Origin of the sequence: Oleomonas cavernae, assembly GCF_003590945.1 — a bacterium.
GTDB classification, from domain to species: Bacteria; Pseudomonadota; Alphaproteobacteria; order Zavarziniales; family Zavarziniaceae; genus Zavarzinia; species Zavarzinia cavernae.
Genome location: NZ_QYUK01000011.1, coordinates 3,327,275 through 3,349,420, shown reverse-complemented (window position 1 = coordinate 3,349,420; position 22,146 = coordinate 3,327,275). Strand labels below are relative to the sequence as shown.

The window sequence follows — 22,146 nt, the reverse complement described above, 5'->3', positions numbered from 1 at the left end:
AGCGGATTAGGGCTTGCGACTGACGACTTGTCAATCTAGCGCTGGCGCGCTCGCCGGGCGGCCGATGATGCCGATGGGCGTTACCTCGAAAACCTCCTGCGCCAGGCCGTAGGTCTCGTAGAATCGGGCCAGGGAACCGAAGGTCGCGGTATTGATGTTCCAGTCCTGGTCGTCGGTGTGGGCACCCTCGACGAAGAGCGGGCCGAACAGGCGGCGCAGGGGATCGAGGTCGACCACGGTCGGCTCGAAATAGGCTTCGACATTGGCGCGGATCTGGCGCCGGTCGTCGGTGCCGTAGATCGCGGCCATGGTGACGTCCAGCACGAAACTGGTGCAGTTCTGGTAGTCGTCGCGCAGCGGATTGGCGAGCAGGGAGTAATGCGGATCGTGCAGCCGGGCATAGCTGGGCGAGGCGATCACCCGGGCCAGGCGCGCCTGCATTTCCGGGGTCGGGATGATCACCCCCGCGCGCTGCACGAAGATCTCGGCGAAGAAGTCGAGCGGGAAGTCCTGGACCAGGCTGGAATGGTCCGGATCCTCGTTCGAGCGGTAGAGGTTGAACACGGCATAGCCGGGGAGCTTTCGCCCGTCCGCCGTCGTGATCTCGCTGTACACCCACAGGCCGACATGGGTGTAGTCGATGCCTGCCGGCAGTTCGTCGGGATCGCGGCCCAGGCGCGCCACCAGGGCGACGCGGGCGCCCCGCGCCGCCAGGATTTTCTCCACCGACTTGGCGAAGCTTGCGGTTTCATCGATCGAGAAGGTCGGGGCGGTGCCCCCGGCCAGGCTGGAAGCCTGGGCCGGCATGGTCGCGGCCGCCATGGGGGCGGCGGCGAGGGCGAGTGCCAGGGCGGCGGCACGGCGGCGGTTGGTCATGGGAATCTCCGGAATTGAGTGAATAATCACTCGCCATCGGGCCGGAAAAAAACCGGCCCGATGGCGGCGGATCAGCGGGCCAAGGCCACATCAGGACGCGGCCCCGCCGTCACGGACTGGTCGGAGACCGGCAGGGGCTGCGGCAGCGGGGTGATGGCCGCCGCGCCATCGGCGATCTCGGTGCCGACACCGCCGACGGCCTGGCCGAGTTCGCCCACGGCGATCAGGGGAATGGCCACGCTGTAGCCGACCACGGCGGTACCGGCGGTGATCACCGCGCCCACGGCCTGAAGCGACTGCTCCGAGGCTTTCACCAGGCCCTCGGCATGGGCCGTACCGGCCAGGGGCAGCATGAGCGCGGTGAGGCCGATCGCCAGGCGATGCTTAAACGACAAAGACATAGAAACCTCCATGAGTGAATGTTTGCTCTCAAGGTGGGCGGATTGGGTTCTACTCACCTTCCAGCCGGCCCGTGCCGATCTGTGAGTGAATAATCACTCACAACGTTCACCCTGTCAAGCGGTGCTTTCGCCCCGTGCGGACGATTCCCGAAAGGCCCCGTCAGTCGGCGCAGACGACGCGCCAGATCGCGTCGATGACGGTGGGCGCCAGATCGAGCAGGGAGCCCTCGATCTCGTGATAGACATGGGCATTGGCCGGCTGGGTGATCAGGCCCAGCACCAGATGGGTGCCGAGCTGGACGTCCAGCGGGCGCAGGGTGCCGGCGGCGATCCCCTCGCTCAGCACGTCGCGCAGGACGGAGACCGGCGTGGCGGTGCCATGCGGTACCCGTTCAGTTACGCGGTGGGGCGAGACGAGGAGATAGGTGAAGGCGTCCCGGTCGCGGTCGAAGGCGCCATAGAAGTGGTTCACCATGGCGACGATCTTGGCGAGCGTGGTGGTGTTGCGCCGCTGGATGGAATCGAGCACGCGGGCAAAGGGCAGGTAGTTTTCCAGGAAGATCTCGTCGGCCATTGCCTCCTTGGAGGGGAAATGGCGATAGATCGTCCCTTCGGCGATGCCGGCCTCGGTCGCGATGTCGCGCGTCGTGGTGGCCGCGATGCCCTTCTGGGCGAACAGTTTCAGGGATGCGGCCACGATGCGCTGCCGGGTTTCGGACGACATGGCGCCATCTCCTTGAGTGAACGTTCGCTCAAGTAGCCGTCCCGGCGCCGCGCCGTCAAGACGCCCGCGCCGCCGACTGTTTCAAAAGTTGCGCCTTGCGGCGGCGCCGTGCGTCCTTCGAGACGGCCCTTCGGGCCTCCTCAGGATGAGGAAAAATCATTATGGCAGAAAGACTTACCTCATCCTGAGGAGCCACGCGAAGCATGGCGTCTCGAAGGACGCACGGCGCCGATGCCAGGCGAACCGGCCGAAACCCTCCCTCAATTCACCTGGCGGTCGCGGCCTTCCCAATAGGGCCGGCGCAATTCGCGCTTCAGCAGCTTGCCCGACGGGTTGCGCGGCAGGACCGGGGCGAAATCGACGCTCTTGGGCACCTTGTAGCCGGCGATGCGGGCCTTGGCGAAGGCGATCAGCTCGGCCGCTTCGACCGCCTGGCCGGGCTTGAGCACCACCACGGCCTTCACCGCCTCGCCCCATTTGTCGTCGGGCACGCCGATCACCGCCACGTCGGCGATGGCAGGGTGGCCGAACAGGGCACTTTCGATTTCGGCCGGGTAGATGTTCTCGCCGCCCGAGACGATCATGTCCTTCACCCGGTCGTGGATGTAGAGGTAACCATCCTCGTCCAGATAGCCGGCATCGCCCGAGCGGAACCAGTCGCCGACGAAGGACTTGGCGGTATCCTCGGGCCGCTTCCAATAGCCGGCCATGTTCAGCTTGGAGCGGATCAGGATCTCGCCCACCGTATGCGGCGGCAGGTCGGCGCCTTCGCCATCGACGATGCGGATCGTCGTGCCGGGCAGGGGCTTGCCGCAACTGTGCATGCGCTTGTTGCCGCCCGGCTCGTGATCGGCCTCGGGCAGGCTGACCACCGTGCCGCAGGTCTCGGTCAGGCCGTAAGCCTGGGCCAGGCCGCAGCCGAAGGTCGCCATCGCCTGGCGCAGCAGGTCGAACGGGGCCGGCGAGGCGCCGTAGACCACGGTCTTCAGGGACGAGAAATCGGTGGTCTTGGCCAGAGGGTGCTGGACCAGCAGCATGATCACGGCGGGCACGAACAAGGCCCGGGTGATCTTCTCGCGCTCGATGGTCTCCAGGATGCGGACCGGGTCCACTTCCTTCAGCACATGGACGGCGGCGCCGATGGCAAAGCCGAACATGCCCCAGTTCGAGCCGGCGATGTGGAAGTTGGGCATGCACATCAAGATGCGCTCGTTACCGGCGTCCAACACGCCGTAAACCCCCGCCTCGACCGCCTTCAGCGCCTCGAGGATATTCTCGTTGGTCAGCATCACGCCCTTGGGCAGGCCGGTGGTGCCCGAGGTATAGAGCTGGATGGCGACATCCTGGGGCGAGACGGGAACCATCGGGTCACGGCTCGAGGCGGCGGCCAGCCAGTCTTCGTAACCGAGCCAATCGCCCCGGGCCGGGCCCAGGGTGATGATCCGGCGCACCGCGCCCAACTCGTCCTTGATCTGGTCGATCACGGGGGCGAATTCGGGCGCCACGAACAGGATCCCGGCATCGGAATCGCGGATCACCTGGGCCACCTCAGGGGCGGCCAGGCGCCAGTTCACGCCCACCAGCACGGTGTTGGACTTGGCCGTGCCGCCATAGATCTCGTAGTACCAGTCCGAGTTCTTGGCGAACAGCGCGACCCTCGCCGCCGGTCCGCAGCCGTCGCCGATCAAGGCGTTGGCCACCTGCGACGCCCGGTCGTTCCAGCGGGCATAAGACGACGCCCGCCCCTCGAAGACCAGGGCGGTCGCCTCGGGCCGCACCTGCGCGTGATGGCGTGGAATATCCCCGACGGAACGGATCAACCCATCGGTGATCGCCGTCGAACCCTTGCCGCTTCCCCCAGTCATGCCCCCGTCATCCTCTCGCAATTGGGTGGTTCGAGCCTCCAATGTCGCGAGTGCCGCCTAGTTCACGCGGCGTTCCCTGCCCGCCCAATATGGTTCGCGCAATTCCCGTTTCAACAGTTTTCCGGTCGGGTTGCGTGGCAGGTAATCGACGAAGTCGACCGAGCGCGGCACCTTGTAGCCGGCGATGCGGGTGCGGGCGAAGGCGATGATGTCGTCGGCCGAGGCCTCGACCTCGGGCTTGCGCACCACCACGGCCTTCACCGCCTCGCCCCACCTGTCGTCCGGCACGCCGATCACCGCCACGTCGGCGACCGCCGGGTGGCCGAACAGGGCGCTTTCGATTTCCGCCGGATAGATGTTCTCGCCGCCCGAGACGATCATGTCCTTCACCCGGTCGTAGATGTAGACGTAACCGTCCTCGTCCAGATAGCCGGCGTCGCCGGTCTTCAGCCAGCCCTCGCCGTCGATCGTCTTGGCGGTGGCGTCGGGCCGGTTCCAGTAGCCCGCCATGATGCCGACCGAGCGGGTGCAGATCTCGCCCACCACACGGGGCGGCAGGCTGTTGCCATGCTCGTCGACGATCTTCACCTCGATCCCGGGCAGCGGCTTGCCGGCGCTGCGCATCCGCTCGTTGCCGTCGGGATCGTGGTCCTCGGCCGGCAGGTAGGTACACATGCCCGTGGTTTCGGTCATGCCGTAGACCTGGACGAAGCCGCATTTGAACACGGCCATCGCCTTGCGCAGCAGGTCGAGCGGGATCGGCGAGGCGCCGTAGAGGATGTATTTGAACGACGAGAAATCGGTCGTCTGGCTGGCCGGGTGTTGCAGCAGGAAGAGCAGCACGGCCGGCACGTAGAACACCTTGGTGATGCGGTGCTGTTCGATCTGGCGCAGCACCAGGCCCGGCTCGAAATCGCGGGTGATGATCAGCTTGGCGCCGCTGTAGATGCCCAGGAAGGCCGAGCCGGTGCCGCCGATGTGGAACAGCGGCATGGCGATCTGGGCCACGTCCTTGTCCGTCCACAGGGCCCATTCCTCGGCCGCGGCCTCGCGCTGCTGGATATTCCCCAGGAAGTTGTCGTGCATCAGCATGACGCCCTTGGGGTTCCCGGTGGTGCCCGAGGTGTACATCTGGATGACCGTGTCGCGGGCAGCACCGTCCAGCCTGGGGTCGACGGCGGCATCGACGTCGCCCAGCCACTGGGCAAAGCCCGGCCAGTCGCCGTCGCCCCCGCCCATCACGACGATCTGCTTGACCGTCTTGAAGTCCTGGTGGAAGTAGCGCACCGCCTGCACGAAGTCCGGCCCGACGAACAGGATTTCGGCCTGGGCATCGTCCAGGATGAAGGTGATCTCGGGCGCGGCCAGGCGCCAGTTCACCGGCACCAGCACGGCACCGGCCTTGGCGGTGCCGAACAGCAGCGCGAAATAATCGGCCGAATTCTTGTCGAGGAAGCCGACCCGGCGCTGGGGCTTCACCCCGGCGGCGACGAGGGCGGCAGCGCAGGCGCTGCTGAGCCGGTCCAGCTCGGCATAGCTGATCGACCTGTCGCCTTCGATCAGGGCGACCTTGTCGCTGCGCTCGCGGCCATGGATGCGCGGCACGTCGCCAAGCGCACGGATGTCTGGATGATAAGCCATACGTGTCGTCTCCCCGGAGCGGCGGCGCTCGTTGGCGCCACCTTGTTCTTTGGGCGCAGTCTAGGGGGGCGGCCGACGCGCCTCAAGTCGCGAATTCCGAGCACGTTCCCCACCCGGCCGGTTTGGTGTAAGAGCAAGGGCCATCGCCCGTTGCGGTCCCAGCGCCTTTGCGTTGCTGACGCGGCGTAGGGCGGCGGCGGTTGTTTCCCAGCGAGAGCCTGATGCGTGCCATAACCCCCGCCCATGCCGTCACCCTTTGCGTTGCGATCGGGCTCACATTCCTGGCCTGGTGGTTGCCGAATCGCCCCGTCACCCTGGCCCAGCCCTTCGACGGCGTGATCGAAAGCGTTTCCTTCGCGCCGTTCCGCGGCACGCAAAGCCCGTTGACCGGCAATTATCCCAGCGACCACGAAATCGCCCTGGCGCTCGATGCCCTGGTCGGCAAGGTCCGCGGGGTGCGCCTCTACACCGCCCGGGAAGGCATGGAAATCGTGCCTGGCCTGGCCCAGGCGCGCGGCCTCAAGGTCTTCGCCGGGGCCTGGCTGGGCCAGGTGCTGCGGGTCAACCAGGCCGAGGTCGCCAGCCTGATCGACCTCGCCAACCGCTTTCCCGACACGATCGACCGGGTGATCGTCGGCAACGAGGTATTGCTGCGCCGGGACCTGCCCGTGGACAGACTGATCGAGCACATCCGCACCGTCCGCGCCGCGATCAAGCAGCCGGTCACCTATGCCGATGTCTGGGAATTCTGGCTGCAGAACCCCCAACTGGCGGCGGAAGTGGACTTCATCACCATCCATATCCTGCCCTATTGGGAGGATTTCCCGCTGCCCGTCGAGGTGGGCAATGCCCATGTCGAGAATATCCTGGCCCAGGTCCGCGCCGCCTTCCCGGGCAAGCCGGTGGTGATCGGGGAAATCGGCTGGCCCACCCACGGCCGCAGCCGCGAGGCCGCGGTGCCCGGGCGGCTGGAACTGGCCACCTTCCTCACCAACTTCCTGCACAAGGCGACGTCCGAAGGCATCCGCTACAATGTCATCGAGGCCTTCGACCAGCGCTGGAAGAGCGAGATGGAAGGCACCGTCGGCGCCAACTGGGGCCTGTTCGACAGCAACTGGCATCACAAGTTCAATTTCAACAAGCCGATCGTCGAGGAACCGCGCTGGCCCTGGGGTGCTGCCCTGGCCGCCCTGCTCAGCATCGTCTTCGTGGTCCATCAGCGCGCCCGGGCGGCACGGCTCGGGCTGGGCCGCGCCATCTTGACCGGCCTGCTCCTGGCGGTGGCGACCTATGGCGGCAGCCGTGCCGTCTACGAGGCCTATTTCTACGCCTATATGTGGGCGCCGCAGGTCTGGGCCGGGCTCAAGGCGGTGGTCGCCCTGGGGTTGGGCCTGGCCTTGAGTGTCACCGCCTTCCGCATCCTGACCGGCGATACCCGCCCGGCGGCGGGCAGCGGCCCGGCCATCGGCGGCGACCTGGTGCTGAGCCTGGGGCTGGGCCTGTCGTTCGCGCTGTCGTTCCTGATGGTGGTGCCGGTCAGCACGCTGGCGTCGCAGGTCCTGGCGCCCGCCACCGTCTCGATGCTGTGGCCGATCCTGCCGGTCGACGGCCGCTACCGCGATTTCCCCACGGTCTATCTGGCCCTGGCCGCGGTGGCACCCCTGATCATCTCCGGCGTCGCCGCGGCAACCGGGCGCGACCGTTTCCTGGACCGCCTGGCCTTCGGCCATGTCTTCGGCCGGATCGACGACATACCGCCCAAGGGGCGTGGCTGGTTCTCGCTGGTGGTGGGGTTGGGCTTCATCGCCATGGCCGTGGCCCTGCTGATCCTGGAGACGCCGGCCAATATCGAGGCCTGGGCCTGGGGCGCCTGCATGGTGCTGATGAGCCTGCCGTTCTTCGCCGCGGTGCGCTTCCGCTGGCGCCTGCGCCGCTCAGCCCTGGCCGTTGGGATCGAATAGGGCCTTGGGGTCCTCGATCGAGAGGATCCACAGGTCGGGGTCGCGGCGCGTGCTGCGCTCCAGCCGGTCCGCCAGGTCGGGCGCATCGAGCGGCTTGCCGCCGTCGGCCGGGGCCCAGACCAGGCGCCCGTCACCGTCGCGGGCCTGGGCGAACAGGCGGCTGCCGGCGCCGAAGCGGTCGAGCACCAAGGCGATCGCCCCGGCATCGGCATCGCCCGAGCGCATGACCATGGCGACCAGCCCCGCCACCTCGGCCCGGCGGATCAGGGCCTGGACGACGAGGCGGGACTTGAGGCGCGGGTCGGACATGGCCGCCCCTTCTATCACACCTCCTGCGCGGCGGGGCGGATCGGGATGGCCACCCGGTCCAGGCGCCGGCTGACCAGGGCCAGGGCTAGGCCGCCCAAGGTGATCAGGGCGGCGACCCAGGGCAGGGCGGTGAGCCCCGGGCCGTGGTCGATGGTCAGGCCGCCGGCCCAGGCACCCAGGGCATTGCCCAGATTGAAGGCGCCGATGTTGAGGGCCGAGGCCAGATTGGGCGCCCCTTCCGCCTTGGCCAGGATGCGCATCTGCAAGGGCGGCACCGTGGCAAAGGCGGCGGCCCCCAGCAGGCCGACGGTGACGATCATGGCGACCTGGTTGTGAGATGCCGGCACGATCAGGATCAGCACCGCGGCCAGGGCCACGAGGCTGCCCAGCAGGGTGGGCATCAGGGCGCGGTCGGCCAGCTTGCCGCCGACGATGTTGCCGACCACCAGGCCGGCGCCGAACAGCAGCAGGATCGGCGCCACCGCGTCGGCCGAAAAGCCGCTGATCTGCGTCAGCACCGGGGCGATATAGGTGAAGGCCGCGAACACGCCGCCGAAGCCCAGGGTGGTGATGCCGAGGCCCAGCAGGACCTGGGGGCGGCCCAGCACCTTGAGTTCGTCCATCAGCCGGCCGCTGCCGCTGGGGGCAAGGCGCGGCACCAGCAGGGCGACGGCCGCCATCGCCGCCAGGCCGATCGCGGTCACCACCCAGAAGGTCGCGCGCCAGCCGTAATGCAGGCCCAGCCAGGCGCCGAAGGGCACGCCCAGGACATTGGCCAGGGTCAGGCCGGTGAACATCAGGGCGATGGCCGAGGCCGCCTTGTTTTTCGGCACCAAAGCGGTCGCCACGACCGAGCCGACGCCGAAGAAGGTGCCGTGGGCAAAGGAGGTGACCACCCGGGCGGCCATCAGGCTCCAATAGTCGGGCGCCAGGGCACAGGCCAGATTGCCGATCGTGAACAAGGCCATCAGGCCCAGCAGCAGGGTCTTGCGCGGCAGCCGCCCGGTGGTGGCGGTCAGCAGCGGCGCCCCTACCGCGACGCCCAGGGCATAGCCCGAGACCAGCAGGCCGGCGGCGGCGATGGAGACGTCGAGGTCGCGGCCGACTTCCAGCAGCAGCCCCATGATGACGAATTCGGTGGTACCGATGCCGAAGGCACCGGCGGCAAGCGCGTACAAGGCGAGAGGCATCGGATCGTTCCTCGACGACAGGTCAGGACCCCAAGATGCGCATTCGCGGCATTGATGATTAGATTTTGAAATATCAAGATACTCATGACTTTGACTCACGAGTATCGGCCATGGACAACCGCGCGGGTGAAATGGAGGTCTTCGTCCAGGTGGCGGAGAAGGGCAGCTTCGCCGCTGCCGCCAAGGCGTTGCGCCTCACCCCCTCGGCCGTCAGCCGGACCGTGGCGCGGATCGAGGCGCGCCTGGGCGTGCGCCTGCTGCAGCGGACCACCCGCGCCCTGGCCCTGACGGCCGAGGGCCAGGCCTATCTGGGCCGGGCCAGCGCCATCCTGGCCGACATCGACGAGGTCGAGCGCAGCTTAGGCCAGGCCAATGCCGAACCGCGCGGCCGCCTGCGGGTCAATGCCGCCGTGCCCTACGGCGTCCACTGCCTGATCCCGGTGCTGCCGCTGTTCCTGGCCCGTTACCCCAAGGTGGTGGTCGACGTCACCCTGTCGGACAATGTGGTCGACCTGATGGAGGAGCGGGCGGATGTCGCGGTACGCTTCGGCCCCTTGCGCGATTCCCGCCTGCGTGCCCGCGCGCTGGGCCGTTCCGCCATGACCGTGGTCGCCGCCCCCGCCTATCTGGCCGCCCATGGCGAGCCGCGGCACCCTGACGATCTGGCCCGCCACAACTACCTGCACTTCAACTTCCGCCGCCTCGCCGATCACCGCGCCTTCAGCATCGACGGGGTGGTGCGCGAGCGCAGCTTCACCGGCAATTTCCTCGCCGGCTCGGGCGAGGAGGTCCGCCTGATGGCCCTGGCCGGCGTGGGCGTGGCGCGCCTGGCCAACTACCACATCCAGGCCGACCTCGACGCAGGCCGCCTGGTGCCGATCCTGGAAGCCTTCAACCCCGGCGACACCGAGGAAGCCCACGCGGTCTTCGTCAGCCACGAGCACCTGTCCTTGCGCGTGCGGGCGTTCGTCGATTTCCTGGTGGAACATGCGGGGATTGAGGGACCATGAGCGCGGACAGGCAATTCATCGCCCATCTGGTCGACCTGCTGGCCCCCTGGGGCCGGTGTCGGCGCGCCGGTTCTTCGGTGGCACGGGGCTCGTCCTCGACGGCGTTCAGTTCGCCATGGTCATGGGCGAGACCCTGTATCTGAAGACGGACGGCCAGAACAGGCCGCGCTTCGTTGCTGCCGGCAGCCGGCCGTTCAGCTATCGCACCCGCAAGGGCGAGGTGACGGTCGAGGCCTATTTCGCCCTGCCGGGCGAGATGCTGGATGACGAGGACGAACTTCTGTCCTGGGCCCGCGACGCCGTGGCGGCCGCCCGGCGCGATGGCAAGTGAGCCCGACGCCACCGACCCACCTCACCCCACCCTCTCCCCCTGAAGGGCGGAGAGAGCTTGTAATCTATGAGGTCAGTGTCCCGCACCCCAGGACCAGAAATCCGTGCCTTCGGACGACAGGTGGTTGGAGAGGACCATCTTGTGGACTTCCGAGGCGCCGTCGACCAGGCGGGCCTGGCGGGCGTAGCGGTAGATCCATTCGAGCGGGGTGTCCTTGGAGTAACCCCGGGCGCCGTTGAGCTGGAGCGCGGTGTCGGCAGCCTGGTGCAGCACGTCGGCGACGACGATCTTGGCCATGCTCACCTCCTTGCGGGCGAAATCGCCCTGGTCGAGCTTCCAGGCGGCCTTCATGGTCAGCAGGCGGCCGATCTCGATCTGCAGGGCGACTTCGCCCAGCATGGTCTGGATGCTTTCACGGTCGCGCAGGCGCTTGCCGAAGGCGATGCGGCTGCTGGTGTAACTCTCGGCGATCTCCATCGCCCGCTTGGCCAGGCCCAGCCAGCGCATGCAATGGGTCAGGCGCGCGGTGCCCAGCCGGATCTGGGTCGCCTTCAGGCCGTCGCCCACCCCCATCAGGACATTCTCGTCCTCGATCTCGAGGCCGTCATAGACGATCTCGCAATGGCCGCCGTGCTCCTCCGGCCCCATGATCTCGATGCGCCGCTCGATGCGCCAGCCGGGCTGGTCCTTGTGGTAGAGGAAGGCGGTCAGGCCCTTGCGCTCGTCGTCGCTGGTGCGCGCCAGCAGGATGAAATGGCTCGCCTCCTCGGCCCCGGTGATGAACCACTTGCGGCCGTGGATCACCCACTTGCCGCCCTGGCGCGTGGCCTTGGTCAGCATCATGCCGGCGGGGTCGGAGCCGGAACCGGGGTGCGGCTCGGTCATGACGAAGGACGAGCGCACGTCGCCGTCGATGATCGGCTGGAGCCAGCGGGCTTTCTGGGCTTGCGTGCCCACCTTGTTCAGCAGGAACATGTTGCCGTCGTCCGGGGCGGAGGAATTGAAGCAGACGGGGCCGAAGATCGAGCGGTTCATCTCCTCGTAGGTCGCGGCCATGCCCACCGTGCTCAAGCCCTGGCCGCCACGCGCCTTGGGCATCTGCAAGGCCCACAGGCCGGCCGCCTTGGCCTTGGCGCGCATGGCCTGGAGCGGCGCATGGGCGATGTTCTCATGGGCGTCGTAATTCGCCCGGTCGGCCTCCAGGGGGATGATGTTCGCGTCGACGAAGGCGCGGATGCGGCGGCGGTAATCGTCGATTTCGGGCGAGAGGGTGAAGTCCATCGGGAAGATCCTAAAAAGGCGAGCGAGCGTTCGCTATTTTTATCTCGCGCGCCCGAAAGGCAAGTGTTTTTCTGGGAGGCATGAGCGATTTCGCGACCCAGCACGACGTGACCGACGAGGCGATCTGCGCCCGGCTGTACGAGCGCCACATGGCTTTCATCCGGGTGAAGAAGCCCCATGTGGCGATTCCCAACCTCACCCGCGTGCTGACCGTGGCGCTGGACCTGGCCAACGGCCGGGGCTTCCATTCCATGACCATGCGCGACCTGAGCGAGGCCAGCGGCCTCAGCATGGGCGCGCTCTACAACTACATCGCCGACAAGGAGATGCTGCTGCGCCTGATCCTGGACGGGGTGGCCGACGCCGTCGAACGGGTGCTGGCGCCGATCGGCGAGGGCGGCGGGGATCCGCGCGCGCAACTGCATGCCGTGATCCGCGACCACGTGCTGTTGTCGGAAGCCATGCTGCCCTGGTTCTTCTTCGCCTTCATGGAGGCCAAGAGCTTCAACCGCACCGCCCGCGACCACGCCCTGGGCGAGGAATTGCGCACCGAGGCGATGCTGGCCGGGCCGATCGCGGCGGGCATGGAACAGGGCCTGTTCCGGCCGGGCGATGCCACCATGATGGCCGCGCTGATCAAGCCCCTGCTGCAGGACTGGTACGTGAAGCGCTGGAAGCACCGCGGGCGAGGGGTGACGCCGGAGGCCTATGCCGATACGGTGATCGGGTTCGTGGACCGGGCGATCAGCATCTGACCACTATCGTCATCCCGGCGGAGGCCGGGATCCATTCTTGGGCAGCGCGCGATGTCGCAATGGATCCCGGCCTTCGCCGGGATGACGAGTGAGGGTCACCGCCCGGTGGGCAGGGCGTTGAAGGCGATGTCCTTGTCGACGCGGATGTCGGGCGGCAGGCCCAGGACCCGTTCGGCGATGATGTTGCGCAGGATCTCGTCGGTGCCGCCGGCGATGCGCAGGCCCGGCGAATAGAGCAGGGCCTGCTGGAACAGGCCGGCCGCCGGCTGGCCGGTGCCATGCACCACGCCGCCCATGTCCTGCAGGTCCATGCCGAAGTTCGCCACCGATTGCAGCACATTGGCCGAGACCAGCTTGGTGATCGAGGCTTCCGGCCCCGGTGTCGCGCCACGCGAGAGCGCCGTCATGCCGCGGAACTTGGTGTATTTGAGGCCGCGCGACTGGACGTACCATTCCGCCAGGCGCTGGCGCACCTCCGGGTTGCGGATCGCCGGGCCGTCTTCCAGCAGCACTTCGCGGGCCAGCGCAAAGGCCTCGTCGAAGCCGGGACCCGGCGCGTCACCCACCGCCAGGCGCTCGTTCATCAAGGTGGTCAGCGAAACGGTCCAGCCCTGGCCGACGTCGCCCAAGCGCTGGGCATCGGGGATGCGGACGTCCTCGAAGAACACTTCGTTGAAGTTGGAGGTGCCCGAGATCTGCTTGATCGGCTTGATCGTAATCCCGGGCGACTTCATATCGACGAAGAAGAAGGTCAGGCCTTTGTGCTTGGGGACTGTCGGATCGGAGCGCGTCACCAGGATGCCGAAGTCGGAATAATGCGCGCCGGAGGTCCAGATCTTCTGGCCGTTGATCACCCAGTCGTCGCCGTCGCGCACGGCCCGCATGCGCAGGCCTGCGACGTCGGACCCGGCGGAGGGTTCGGAGAACAGCTGGCACCAGATGGTCTCGCCGCGCAGCATCGGCGGCAGGTAGTGCTGCTTCTGGGCTTCCGTCGCGTACATCATCATGGTCGGGCCGCACATGCCCAGACCGATTTCGAAGAAGCCGCGGGGCACGGCGAAGCGGCTCTCCTCCTGCTCCCAGATCACCCGCTCGATGGGTGTCGCCTCGCGCCCGCCATAGGCCTTGGGCCAGTGCAGGCAGGCCCAGCCGCCGGCAGCCTTCCTGCTCTGCCAGGCCCGGGCGGCCTTCAGGGCGGTGGCCTCGTCGAGGTTTTCGCGGCCCATGCGCTTGGCCTCTTCAGGCGCCGGGGCATTGGCCTCCAGCCAGGTGCGGGCGGCGGCGCGGAAGGCGGCTTCCTGGGGGGTATCGTCGAAGTTCATGGCTCAATACTCCCTGTTCACGCGGCGGCGTTGGCGGCTTCGAGCCGGCTGATCAGCGCATCTTTCCAGCGCCGGTTGGAGCCCAGCGCGAGGCCCAGATGCTTGGCCCGGCGATAGTGCAGGTGGCAGTCGGTCTCCCAGGTGTAACCCATGCCGCCATGGACCTGGATGTTCTCCTTGGAGGCCAGCCACTGCGCGTCGGTCGCGGCGATGCGGGCACCGGCGGCGGCCACCGGCAGTTCGGCGGCATCGGTCGACAGCGCCCAGGCGCCGTAATAGGCGTTGGACCGGGCCAGTTCCACGGCGACATACATGTCGGCCAGCTTGTGCTTGATCGCCTGGAACGAGCCGATCTGGCGGCCGAAGGCGTAACGGCTGAGGGCATAGTCCTTGGCCATCTCGAGGCAGACCTGGGCACCGCCCACCTGCTCGAAGGCGAACAGCACGGCGGCGCGGTCGAACAGTTTCTCGACCAGGGCCCAGCCGTCGCCGGCCGCCCCCAGCAATTCGGCCGGGGCGCCGTCAAAGCTGATCTGGGCGTGGCTGCGGGTGGGATCGATGGTCTTGATCGTCGTGCGGGTGACGCCCGGGCCGGTCAGGTCGACCAGGTAGAGGCCCAGGCCGCGGGGCCCGCGCTCGGCACCCGAGCGGGCGACGACGATGGCGGCATCGGCGATGTCACCGTCGGTCACCGCGGTCTTGGTCCCGGTCAGGGCGCCGCCTTCCACCCGGGCTTCGATATTGCGCGGCGAGGGGGCCTGGGCGCCCTCCGCCAGCCCTAAGCAACCGATCAGGTCGCCGGCGGCGATGCGCGGCAGGAATTTTGCCCGCTGGGCGGCACTGCCGGCCAGCATCAGGGCCTCGGCGAAGAGGTAGACGGTGGAGGCGAAGGGCACGGGCGCCAGCACGCGGCCCATCTCCTCGGCGATCACGCACAGGTCGAGATGGCCCAGCCCCAGGCCGCCGTGTTCCTCGGGGATGGTGATGCCGGTCCAGCCCATGTCGGCCACGCCGCGCCACAGTTCGCGGTCGAAGGGCGCCACCCCTTCCAGGATGCGGCGCACCGCGTCACGCGGGCAGCGGTCGGTCAGGAAGCGGCGGGCACTTTCCCGCAGCGTGTTCTGGTCGTCGGAGAAATCGAAATCCACGGACGCAAGCCTCCCCTTGTGGCGGCCTCTGCGGGCCGTACCGGGGGTTATCTTGCGCGTTTTTCGCCGATGTCAAAGGCCAACGCGTTTGACGTCGCGTCCGCCTTTGCTGCGCTCAGGCCCGGTTGGGCGGATTGCCGTAGGCCAGGACGTAGTAGGCCACGGCCTCGCCCCGGCCGGTGTTGCGATAGCTGTGCGCCACGTCGCCGGCCAGGGTGAAGGCATCGCCTTCGTCCAGGCGGTAGCGTTCGCCGCCCGCGGTCACCTCGATGCTGCCGCGATCCACCACCAGGCGGGTGGTTATGCCGGCGGCGTGTGCCCTGGCCCATTCGCGGCCCTGCCGCTCCAGCCTGATCTCGTAAATCTCGGCCCCATCCCCGGCGGGATAGAGCGCGGCCAGGCTTTCGGCCGACGGCCCCGAGCGGGCCTGCAAGCGCTTGAGCAGGGCGCTGACCAGGCCGCCGAAGGCCTCGCCGCCGGTGGCAGCGCCCGCCCGGCCGGCCGCGGTTTTGTTGTCGATCACTGTCATCATCGCCAAACCCTCTCGACCTCGGGTGAGCCCCAGCCCAGCCTGCCGAGCCAATACACAAATCCATACCATAGAAATTCAGAAATAGTGTAAGATAAATGTTGTTCAAAATGTTTCACATGAATTTGTGGTGTATATCGGTGAGCGCTGTCCCGGATCGTTTCGCCTTCACCGAGCCAACGACGGCATCGCCGCCAAAGGTTCCGTGTTGAAACAAAACTGTCGCCTGTTCGCCGTTCTCCTGTCGCCCCATCGGCGTATGCCGACCCCGCATCCACCACGATTCCAACAGGGAGTGACCGACATGACCATTCGTCCGCCCGCAGGGATCGGCCGCTTCGCCGCCGGCGAACAGCCCGATGCCGTGGATCTCGCCCAACTCGCCGCCCAGGGCTTCAAGGCGGTGGTCAACCTGCGCCAGGCCGGCGAGGTGACGCGCGCCTTCGACCCCTCGGACGAGGGGCAGTTGGTGACCAGCCTGGGCCTCGACTATGTCCACCTGCCGATCGCGGTCGAGGATCTGTCCGCGGCCACGGTCAGCGCCTTCCGCGAGCGGGTGTCGAGCTTGCCCGGCCCGGTCTATGTCCATTGCGGCATGGGCCAGCGGGCCGCGACGCTCGCCCTGATCGTCGAGGCCGAGGCGAGCGGCACTGCCGCCGCCGAGGCGATCACCGCGGTCGAGCTTCAGGGCCTGAGCATCACGCCCAAGGTGAAGAACTTCATCGCCAGCTACCTGAACAGCCGCCTGGCCGCTTGAGGGCGGGGGAGGTGGGCCGGCCGATCATCCAGGATAGTGGCCGGCTTCTCCAAGATCGCGGATGATCCATCCGCTCCCGCCATCAGGTCTTCCGTCAGCTTGGAGGAAAGCGACGGCGCGCGCGGGCTTGCGTTTTGCAGTGCACCAGTCGGGGCGTATCAGGACGGGGACGCCGACGACACGGTCGGCCCACGGACCTGAAGGACACTCCCCATGATGACCGCCCCGATGATGCAGATGCCCCAGATGATGCCGATGCCCATGATGAACAACATGATGCCGATGATGGGCATGCCCATGATGGGCGGCATGATGCCGATGATGAACGGCATGATGGGCAACATGATGATGCCGATGATGGGCGGCATGATGTGCACCATGACCTGCGAGATGACCCCGACCGGCATGGTCTGCACCATGACCCCGGCCGAAGGCATGTCGATGGACATGATGAAGACCTGCTGCGAGCAGATGATGGCCATGATGAAGATGGGCATGCCCTGCATGATGATGTGCGGCGGCATGATGATGATGTGCAAGATGGCGTGATCGCCAGGCACACTAACGCTATCAAGGCCGGGCCATGCGCCCGGCCTTCTGCTTTGTCAGCTGTCAGTCCTGGGCGTCGACATAGGTCATGACCAGGTACATGACCGCGTCCTCGCGCCCGACATTGCGATAGGCATGGGGCACGTCCGCCTCGAAGCGGATGGAATCGCCCGGGTTCAGCTCGAACAGCTTGTCGGCCACCGCGATCTCGATCCGGCCGCGGCTCACCACCAGATTCTCCACCGTGCCCGGGGCATGGGCATCGGCCAGTTCATGGCCCTGGAAAGCCAGACGCAATTCGTAGAATTCGGTCTTGCGCTCGCCCATGAACGGGAACAGGGCGCGGGAGACAAAGCGGCCGTCGCGCGAGCTCAACGACTTGGCGCGTTCGGCGCGCAGTACCACGGTGCCGCCTTCGCCCACCGCCGTGGTCAGGCCCGAGAAGGGCACGCCCAGGGCCCGGGCGATTTTCCACAGGATGTTGATGGTCGGGGCCGAACGGCCCAGCTCGACCTGGCCCAGCATCGACCGGCTGACGCCCGAACGCGCGGCCAGCCTCTCCAGCGACAGGCCCTGGCGGGTGCGCAGGCGCTTGAGGTTGCGGGCGACGGTGGCGATCAGGGCCGCGGCATCGTCCTGGGCCTGGCCGTCGTCGTCGGGGTCGCCGTCCGACGGGGCCATCGCAGCCCTGGAATCCGGGGCGGTCACCACGATGGCGCCACCGTGCCCTGGGACAGCGGCACGAAGAACCAGACCGGGACCCAGCAGAAGAAGACCGGCATCGACTGGCCCTCGAGGGCCGGGCGGGCGGCGGCGGCCGCCGCCGGCTTGGCCGCGCGCCGGGCACGGTATTCGTCGAGGCTGATGACCTGGGACTGCGCGTTCACGTCTGGCTCCTGAACTCTGGTCACGCGTGCAAATTTGACATTGGCAATGCCGCCCGCATTCACCAATTATGATATTCTGATGTAGAAAAAGAAAAATTACAAAATTACGTGTAAAATTGACGCGAGGCGTGAGATGAGCGACGGCAGCCACAGCTTCCTGATCCTGCCCGGGCTGGGCAATTCGGGGCCGGATCATTGGCAATCGGTGTGGGAGGCCGAACTTCCCCGCGCCCGGCGGATCGACCTGGGCCTTTGGGATCGCCCCGTGGGCGAGGCCTGGGTCGAGCGCGCGGCAGCGGCGATCGAGGACAATCCCGGCGCGGTGCTGATCGGCCACTCCCTGGGTGCGGTCCTGGTCACCCTGGTCGCCGCGGCCCGGCCCGACCTCGATATCGGCGGTGCCCTGCTGGTGGCGCCGGCCGATGTGGAATCGAGCGCGCGCACGCCCGATTTCCTGCGCGCGTTCGCCCCCATCCCCGACCAGCCCCTGCCGTTTCCCGCGGTCGTCGTGGCCAGCCGCAACGACCCCTACATGAACTTCGCCCGCGCCCGGGATCTGGCCGGTGCCTGGGGCGCCGACCTGGTCGATGCCGGCCCCGCCGGCCACATCAATGTCGCCTCGGGTTACGGCCCCTGGCCCGAAGGGCGCCGCCTGCTGGGCCGCCTGACCCCGCGACGGGTGCCTGTTCTGGCGGAACAGCAGGCATCGCGCCGGGTTTGAGAATCATTCGTCATTCCGGCGAAGGCCGGAATCCATTGGTATGGCAGGCTGGATCGATACCCCGCTGGCATCGGCATGGATCCCGGCCTTCGCCGGGATGACGTGCGGGATAAGCGGCCCGGCTACCGTTGTGCCGTTTCCCAGTTCGATGCGACGTAGTAGGGCGCGTTCGAGGCGGGCAGGGGATCCTTCCCTAAGATGATGTCGGATGCCTTCTCGCCGATCATGATGGTGGGGGCGTTCAGGTTGCCGGTGGTGACCGAGGGCATGATCGATGAGTCGACCACGCGCAGGGCCTCGAGGCCGATGACGCGGGTCTGCGGGTCGACCACGGCCATGGGGTCGTCGGGGCTGCCCATCTTGCAGGTGCAGGACGGGTGGTAGGCGCTTTCGACCTTGGCCTTGATGAAGGCGTCGATCTGCTCGTCCGTGGTGACATCGGCGCCCGGCTGGATCTCGCGCCCGCGGTACGGGGCGAAGGCCGGTTGCTGGAAGATCTCGCGGGTCAGGCGCACGCAGGCCCGCATCTCGGTCCAGTCGTCTTCATGGCTCATGTAATTGAAGAATACCCTGGGCTTGTCGCGCGCGTCATTCGACTTCAGCCGCACCGCCCCGCGCGACTTGGTGCGCATGGGGCCGACATGGGCCTGGAAGCCGTGTTCGGTCGCCAGCGAACTGCCGTCGTAGGAGACCGCCAGGGGCAGGAAATGATACTGGATGTCCGGGTACCTGATGCCTGTCCGGCTGCGGATGAAACCGCAGGATTCGAAATGGTTGGTGGCGCCCAGGCCGTCGTGGCGCAACAGCCAGCGCAGGCCGATCAGGCCCTTGGCAAACAGGTTCTGGCTGGAGTAGAGGCTGATCGGCTGCGTGCTGGCCATCTGGAAATAGAATTCCAGGTGATCCTGCAGGTTCTCGCCCACGCCGGCCAGGTGATGCAGCGGTTGAATGCCCAGGGCCTGCAATTCCGCCGCCGGGCCGACGCCCGACAGCTTGAGCAGTTGGGGCGAATTGATCGGCCCGCCGGCCAAAATCACCTCGCGCCGGGCCTTCACCTCGTGGACGGCATTGCCCTGGGCATAGCGGATGCCCGCCGCCCGCCGGCCCTCGAACAGGATGCGCTCGGCCAGGGCATGGGTGCGCACGGTCAAGTTCGGCCGCTTCATCGCCGGTTTCAGATAGGCATTGGCGGCACTCCAGCGGCGGCCCTGGCGCACGGTCATGTCCATGCGGCCGAAGCCTTCCTGCTGGTAACCGTTCACGTCCGCCGTGGCGGGATAGCCGGCCTGGCGACCGGCCTCGATCCAGGCGTGATAGAGCGGGTTCTTCAGGGGGCCGTAGCTGGTCGAGAGCGGGCCGTCGCTGCCGCGGTAGGCGTCGCCGCCCTCGCCGCGCCCTTCCGCCCGCTTGAAATAGGGCAGGACGTTGCGGTAGGCCCAGCCGCGCGCGCCTTCCTCCTCCCAGCGGTCGAAATCCAGCGGGTTGCCACGGATATAGACCAGGCCGTTGATCGAGGACGAACCGCCGATGACCTTGCCGCGCGGCGTGTGCAGGCGGCGGTTGTTCAGGTGCGGTTCCGGCTCGGTCTCATAGAACCAGTTGTACTTGGGGCTGTTCATCGGGATCGACAGGGCGCTGGGCATCTGGATGAAGACCGAACGGTCGGAGCCGCCATATTCCAGCACCAGCACGGAATTCTTGCCGTCGGCGCTCAGCCGGTCGGCCAGGACGCAGCCGGCCGAGCCCGCGCCGACGATGATGTAATCGAAACTGTCGCTCATCCGAGGCCTCAATAGGGCGCGTCGATGTCGGCCAGGGCGACATAGACGCTCTTCAACTGGGTGTAGTGCTCGATCGCCGCCTTGCCGTTCTCGCGGCCCAGGCCCGATTGCTTGGTGCCGCCGAAGGGCAGTTCGATCGGCGTCACGTTGTAGCTGTTGATCCAGGTGGTGCCGGCCTCCAGCCGCGCCACCATGCGGTGAGCCCGTGCCAGGTCGCGCGTGAAGACGCCGGCCGCCAGGCCGAAGTCGGTGGCATTGGCGCGGGCGACCACCTCGTCCTCGGTATCGAAGGCCAGCACGGTCATGACCGGCCCGAAGATTTCCTCGCGCACCACGGTCATGGCGTCGGTGCAATCGTCGAAAACGGTGGGGGCGACGAAGAAGCCACGGCCCAGGTTGCCGTCGACCACCCGGTGGCCGCCGGTCAGCACCCGGGCCCTTCGGCCTTGCCCCGCTCGATATAGGACAGCACCTTGTCCATGTGCGCCTGCGAGATCAGGGCGCCCACCTGGGTGCGGGACTCCTGCGGATCGCCGATCACCATGGCCTCGACCCGGGCGACCAGTTTCTCGATGAACCGGTCCTTCACGGCGCGGTGGACGAAGACGCGGGTGCCGTTGGAGCAGACCTCGCCCGCCGAATAGAAATTGGCCAGCAGGGCGCCCGAGACGGCGTTGTCGAGTGCTGCATCCTCGAACACGATCAGCGGCGACTTGCCGCCCAGCTCCAGCGTCACCTGTTTGAGGGTGGCGGCGGCATCGGCCATGATCTTCCGGCCCGTGCCGACCGCACCGGTCAGGGAGACCTTGGCGATCGCCGGGTGGCGGGTCAGCAGGCGGCCGGTCTCGACCGGCCCCTGGACGACATTGAACACGCCGTCCGGCACGCCCGCTTCCGCCATGATCTCGGCCAGTTTCACCGCGGTCAGCGGCGTCAGGTCGGCCGGCTTGAAGATCATGGCATTGCCGCAGGCCAGCGCCGGCGCCGCCTTCCAGCAGGCGATCTGCAAGGGGTAGTTCCAGGCGCCGATGCCGGCCACGATGCCTAAGGCTTCGCGCCTGGTGTAACCAAAGGCGCCGGCGCCGAGGTCGACATGCTCGCCCGTGAGGCCGGCGGCGAGGCCGGCGTAGTACTCGAGGCAATCGGCGCCCGAGAGCACGTCGACCGCCACCGTCTCCTGGATCGGCTTGCCGGTGTCGAGCGTCTCCAGTTCCGCCAACTCGTCGTTGCGGGCGCGCAGCAGGTCGGCGACCCGCTTGAGGACACGGCCGCGCTGGGCGCCGGTCATGGCCGCCCAAAGCTTCTGGCCGCGGCGGGCGGCCTCGACCGCCAACTCGACCTCGCGCGCGCCCGCGATTTCGACCTGGGCCAGCACCTCGCCGGTCGCCGGGTTGATGGTCTCGAAGGTCGGGCCGTTGGTCTCGACCGGGCGGCCGCCGATGTGATTGAACACGGTGGCCGGTCGCCGGGGCCGCCGGATCTCGCTGGCGCCCAGCGTGGTCAACTGGCTGTCGACGAAGGCGGTGGCGATGGCGATCGCCGTGGCGCTGTCGGTCTCGCCCGATTCAGACAGGGTGGCGCGCAGCCACAGCCCGTCGATCACGGCCGCGATCGCCACCGCCGTGCGCTCCGCCTGGTGGAATGGCAGGAGTTCCTTCAGGGGATGGCGCAGGTTGGACAGCATGCGCTGCTGATAGACGTTCTGGATGCGCTTCAGGCGCTTGGAATGGATCACCTGGCCCCAGAAGGCCAGCCAGACGGTGCAGGTCTGGCGGTCGAATTCCTCCGGCGCCAGGTTGGCGTCGATCACCGCCTGGATGCGGGCGCGCGGCGTGTGGGCATGGGCCAGGCGCAGGGCCACCCGGTGGCCCACCCGGCGGGCCAGGTGGCGCAGGGTCGCCTCCAGCAAGCCGTCCTTGTCGCCGAAATAATGCGAGACCAGGCCCACCGAGACCTTGGCGCGCCGGGCAATCTGGCCCAGCGTGGTGCCGATAAAGCCGACCTCGGCCATGGTCTCGATCGTCGTCTCGATCAACTGGCGACGGCGGGCATCCTCCGGCTCCATACGCGACATGGTGCTCCTCCCACATGTTCGCGCTTAGCATTCC

At 67.5% G+C, this 22,146-nt stretch carries 21 protein-coding genes and 1 pseudogene; 7 read left to right on the top strand and 15 right to left on the bottom strand.

Features of this window, described 5'->3' with window-relative positions; translation table 11 throughout:
- Positions 1-30: 30 nt before the first annotated feature.
- The 5 genes from D3874_RS20060 to D3874_RS20040 form a co-directional block, all read right to left on the bottom strand.
- Positions 31-876, bottom strand: coding sequence for a DUF2145 domain-containing protein (locus tag D3874_RS20060; RefSeq protein WP_119780067.1), 846 nt, complete (start codon positions 874-876; stop codon positions 31-33).
- 71 nt (positions 877-947) lie between these two features.
- Positions 948-1,277, bottom strand: coding sequence for a hypothetical protein (locus tag D3874_RS20055; RefSeq protein WP_147385744.1), 330 nt, complete (start codon positions 1,275-1,277; stop codon positions 948-950).
- Positions 1,278-1,437: 160 nt separating this feature from the next.
- Entirely contained in the window at positions 1,438-2,001 is a 564-nt protein-coding gene (locus D3874_RS20050) for a TetR/AcrR family transcriptional regulator (protein WP_119780062.1), read from the bottom strand.
- 260 nt (positions 2,002-2,261) lie between these two features.
- Positions 2,262-3,866 carry a fatty acid--CoA ligase gene (locus D3874_RS20045; protein ID WP_119780060.1) on the bottom strand — a complete coding sequence of 535 codons (1,605 nt, stop codon included), beginning with the start codon at positions 3,864-3,866 and terminating at the stop codon, positions 2,262-2,264.
- Positions 3,867-3,923: 57 nt separating this feature from the next.
- On the bottom strand, positions 3,924-5,507 hold the full coding sequence (locus D3874_RS20040) for a fatty acid--CoA ligase (protein WP_119780058.1): 1,584 nt from the start codon (positions 5,505-5,507) through the stop codon (positions 3,924-3,926).
- Between the two features lie 221 nt (positions 5,508-5,728).
- On the opposite strand from D3874_RS20040, the gene D3874_RS20035 reads away from it, so the two are divergent.
- Positions 5,729-7,468, top strand: a complete 1,740-nt coding sequence (locus tag D3874_RS20035; RefSeq protein WP_147385743.1) for a glycoside hydrolase family 17 protein — start codon at positions 5,729-5,731, stop codon at positions 7,466-7,468.
- On the opposite strand, the gene D3874_RS20030 is transcribed toward D3874_RS20035, so the two are convergent.
- Complete coding sequence (locus tag D3874_RS20030; protein WP_147385742.1) at positions 7,442-7,777, bottom strand: DUF1491 family protein; 336 nt, start codon at positions 7,775-7,777, stop codon at positions 7,442-7,444. The genes D3874_RS20035 and D3874_RS20030 overlap by 27 nt on opposite strands.
- 14 nt (positions 7,778-7,791) lie before the next feature.
- Positions 7,792-8,967, bottom strand: a complete 1,176-nt coding sequence (locus D3874_RS20025; protein WP_119780051.1) for an MFS transporter — start codon at positions 8,965-8,967, stop codon at positions 7,792-7,794.
- A gap of 110 nt (positions 8,968-9,077) precedes the next feature.
- On the opposite strand from D3874_RS20025, the gene D3874_RS20020 reads away from it, so the two are divergent.
- Positions 9,078-9,977, top strand: a complete 900-nt coding sequence (locus D3874_RS20020) for a LysR family transcriptional regulator (RefSeq protein ID WP_119780049.1) — start codon at positions 9,078-9,080, stop codon at positions 9,975-9,977.
- 55 nt (positions 9,978-10,032) lie between these two features.
- A complete protein-coding gene (locus D3874_RS20015; RefSeq protein WP_199699174.1) occupies positions 10,033-10,308 on the top strand; it encodes a TfoX/Sxy family protein in 276 nt (91 codons plus the stop codon).
- A 72-nt stretch (positions 10,309-10,380) separates the two neighbouring features.
- Here D3874_RS20015 and D3874_RS20010 read toward each other — a convergent pair whose 3' ends face one another.
- A complete protein-coding gene (locus tag D3874_RS20010) occupies positions 10,381-11,589 on the bottom strand; it encodes an acyl-CoA dehydrogenase family protein (RefSeq protein ID WP_119780047.1) in 1,209 nt (402 codons plus the stop codon).
- Between the two features lie 80 nt (positions 11,590-11,669).
- Here D3874_RS20010 and D3874_RS20005 point away from each other — a divergent pair, with 80 nt between their 5' ends.
- Entirely contained in the window at positions 11,670-12,344 is a 675-nt protein-coding gene (locus D3874_RS20005) for a TetR/AcrR family transcriptional regulator (protein WP_119780045.1), read from the top strand.
- A 95-nt stretch (positions 12,345-12,439) separates the two neighbouring features.
- Here D3874_RS20005 and D3874_RS20000 read toward each other — a convergent pair whose 3' ends face one another.
- From D3874_RS20000 to D3874_RS19990, 3 genes are all read right to left on the bottom strand, one after another.
- A complete protein-coding gene (locus tag D3874_RS20000; RefSeq protein WP_119780042.1) occupies positions 12,440-13,666 on the bottom strand; it encodes an acyl-CoA dehydrogenase family protein in 1,227 nt (408 codons plus the stop codon).
- A 17-nt stretch (positions 13,667-13,683) separates the two neighbouring features.
- Complete coding sequence (locus D3874_RS19995; RefSeq protein WP_119780040.1) at positions 13,684-14,814, bottom strand: acyl-CoA dehydrogenase family protein; 1,131 nt, start codon at positions 14,812-14,814, stop codon at positions 13,684-13,686.
- Positions 14,815-14,929: 115 nt separating this feature from the next.
- A complete protein-coding gene (locus D3874_RS19990) occupies positions 14,930-15,337 on the bottom strand; it encodes a cupin domain-containing protein (RefSeq protein WP_158596115.1) in 408 nt (135 codons plus the stop codon).
- A 310-nt stretch (positions 15,338-15,647) separates the two neighbouring features.
- Between D3874_RS19990 and D3874_RS19985 the strand changes: the two genes are divergently transcribed.
- Both D3874_RS19985 and D3874_RS19980 read left to right on the top strand, forming a co-directional pair.
- The gene (locus D3874_RS19985; protein ID WP_119782401.1) at positions 15,648-16,100 is read left to right on the top strand and encodes a beta-lactamase hydrolase domain-containing protein; all 453 of its coding nucleotides are present in this window, start codon (positions 15,648-15,650) and stop codon (positions 16,098-16,100) included.
- Between the two features lie 213 nt (positions 16,101-16,313).
- A complete protein-coding gene (locus D3874_RS19980; RefSeq protein ID WP_119780036.1) occupies positions 16,314-16,649 on the top strand; it encodes a hypothetical protein in 336 nt (111 codons plus the stop codon).
- Between the two features lie 63 nt (positions 16,650-16,712).
- Here D3874_RS19980 and D3874_RS19975 read toward each other — a convergent pair whose 3' ends face one another.
- Both D3874_RS19975 and D3874_RS19970 read right to left on the bottom strand, forming a co-directional pair.
- Positions 16,713-17,330: a helix-turn-helix domain-containing protein gene (locus D3874_RS19975; RefSeq protein ID WP_119780034.1), complete on the bottom strand. Its 618-nt coding sequence runs from the start codon at positions 17,328-17,330 to the stop codon at positions 16,713-16,715.
- Positions 17,331-17,353: 23 nt separating this feature from the next.
- Complete coding sequence (locus D3874_RS19970; RefSeq protein WP_147385741.1) at positions 17,354-17,536, bottom strand: hypothetical protein; 183 nt, start codon at positions 17,534-17,536, stop codon at positions 17,354-17,356.
- 133 nt (positions 17,537-17,669) lie between these two features.
- Between D3874_RS19970 and D3874_RS19965 the strand changes: the two genes are divergently transcribed.
- Positions 17,670-18,257: an RBBP9/YdeN family alpha/beta hydrolase gene (locus D3874_RS19965; protein WP_119780029.1), complete on the top strand. Its 588-nt coding sequence runs from the start codon at positions 17,670-17,672 to the stop codon at positions 18,255-18,257.
- Between the two features lie 122 nt (positions 18,258-18,379).
- Here the strand turns inward: D3874_RS19965 and betA are convergent, their stop codons facing one another.
- Complete coding sequence (betA, locus tag D3874_RS19960) at positions 18,380-20,038, bottom strand: choline dehydrogenase (RefSeq protein ID WP_119780027.1); 1,659 nt, start codon at positions 20,036-20,038, stop codon at positions 18,380-18,382.
- 8 nt (positions 20,039-20,046) lie between these two features.
- A pseudogene (gene betB / locus D3874_RS19955) lies at positions 20,047-22,103 on the bottom strand (betaine-aldehyde dehydrogenase).
- Between the last annotated feature and the right edge of the window lie 43 nt (positions 22,104-22,146).

What these genes read in the sequence shown, in the direction of transcription:
- D3874_RS20010 (WP_119780047.1), bottom strand. Translation starts at nt 11,589, where the DNA reads ATGGACTTCACCCTCTCGCCCGAAATCGACGATTACCGCCGCCGCATC.
- D3874_RS20030 (WP_147385742.1), bottom strand. Translation starts at nt 7,777, where the DNA reads ATGTCCGACCCGCGCCTCAAGTCCCGCCTCGTCGTCCAGGCCCTGATC.
- D3874_RS19980 (WP_119780036.1), top strand. Translation starts at nt 16,314, where the DNA reads ATGATGACCGCCCCGATGATGCAGATGCCCCAGATGATGCCGATGCCC.
- D3874_RS19965 (WP_119780029.1), top strand. Translation starts at nt 17,670, where the DNA reads ATGAGCGACGGCAGCCACAGCTTCCTGATCCTGCCCGGGCTGGGCAAT.
- D3874_RS20040 (WP_119780058.1), bottom strand. Translation starts at nt 5,507, where the DNA reads ATGGCTTATCATCCAGACATCCGTGCGCTTGGCGACGTGCCGCGCATC.
- D3874_RS20060 (WP_119780067.1), bottom strand. Translation starts at nt 876, where the DNA reads ATGACCAACCGCCGCCGTGCCGCCGCCCTGGCACTCGCCCTCGCCGCC.
- betA (WP_119780027.1), bottom strand. Translation starts at nt 20,038, where the DNA reads ATGAGCGACAGTTTCGATTACATCATCGTCGGCGCGGGCTCGGCCGGC.
- D3874_RS20005 (WP_119780045.1), top strand. Translation starts at nt 11,670, where the DNA reads ATGAGCGATTTCGCGACCCAGCACGACGTGACCGACGAGGCGATCTGC.
- D3874_RS20000 (WP_119780042.1), bottom strand. Translation starts at nt 13,666, where the DNA reads ATGAACTTCGACGATACCCCCCAGGAAGCCGCCTTCCGCGCCGCCGCC.
- D3874_RS19975 (WP_119780034.1), bottom strand. Translation starts at nt 17,330, where the DNA reads ATGGCCCCGTCGGACGGCGACCCCGACGACGACGGCCAGGCCCAGGAC.
- D3874_RS19985 (WP_119782401.1), top strand. Translation starts at nt 15,648, where the DNA reads ATGACCATTCGTCCGCCCGCAGGGATCGGCCGCTTCGCCGCCGGCGAA.
- D3874_RS20035 (WP_147385743.1), top strand. Translation starts at nt 5,729, where the DNA reads ATGCGTGCCATAACCCCCGCCCATGCCGTCACCCTTTGCGTTGCGATC.
- D3874_RS20020 (WP_119780049.1), top strand. Translation starts at nt 9,078, where the DNA reads ATGGACAACCGCGCGGGTGAAATGGAGGTCTTCGTCCAGGTGGCGGAG.
- D3874_RS20055 (WP_147385744.1), bottom strand. Translation starts at nt 1,277, where the DNA reads ATGTCTTTGTCGTTTAAGCATCGCCTGGCGATCGGCCTCACCGCGCTC.
- D3874_RS20045 (WP_119780060.1), bottom strand. Translation starts at nt 3,866, where the DNA reads ATGACTGGGGGAAGCGGCAAGGGTTCGACGGCGATCACCGATGGGTTG.
- D3874_RS20025 (WP_119780051.1), bottom strand. Translation starts at nt 8,967, where the DNA reads ATGCCTCTCGCCTTGTACGCGCTTGCCGCCGGTGCCTTCGGCATCGGT.
- D3874_RS20050 (WP_119780062.1), bottom strand. Translation starts at nt 2,001, where the DNA reads ATGTCGTCCGAAACCCGGCAGCGCATCGTGGCCGCATCCCTGAAACTG.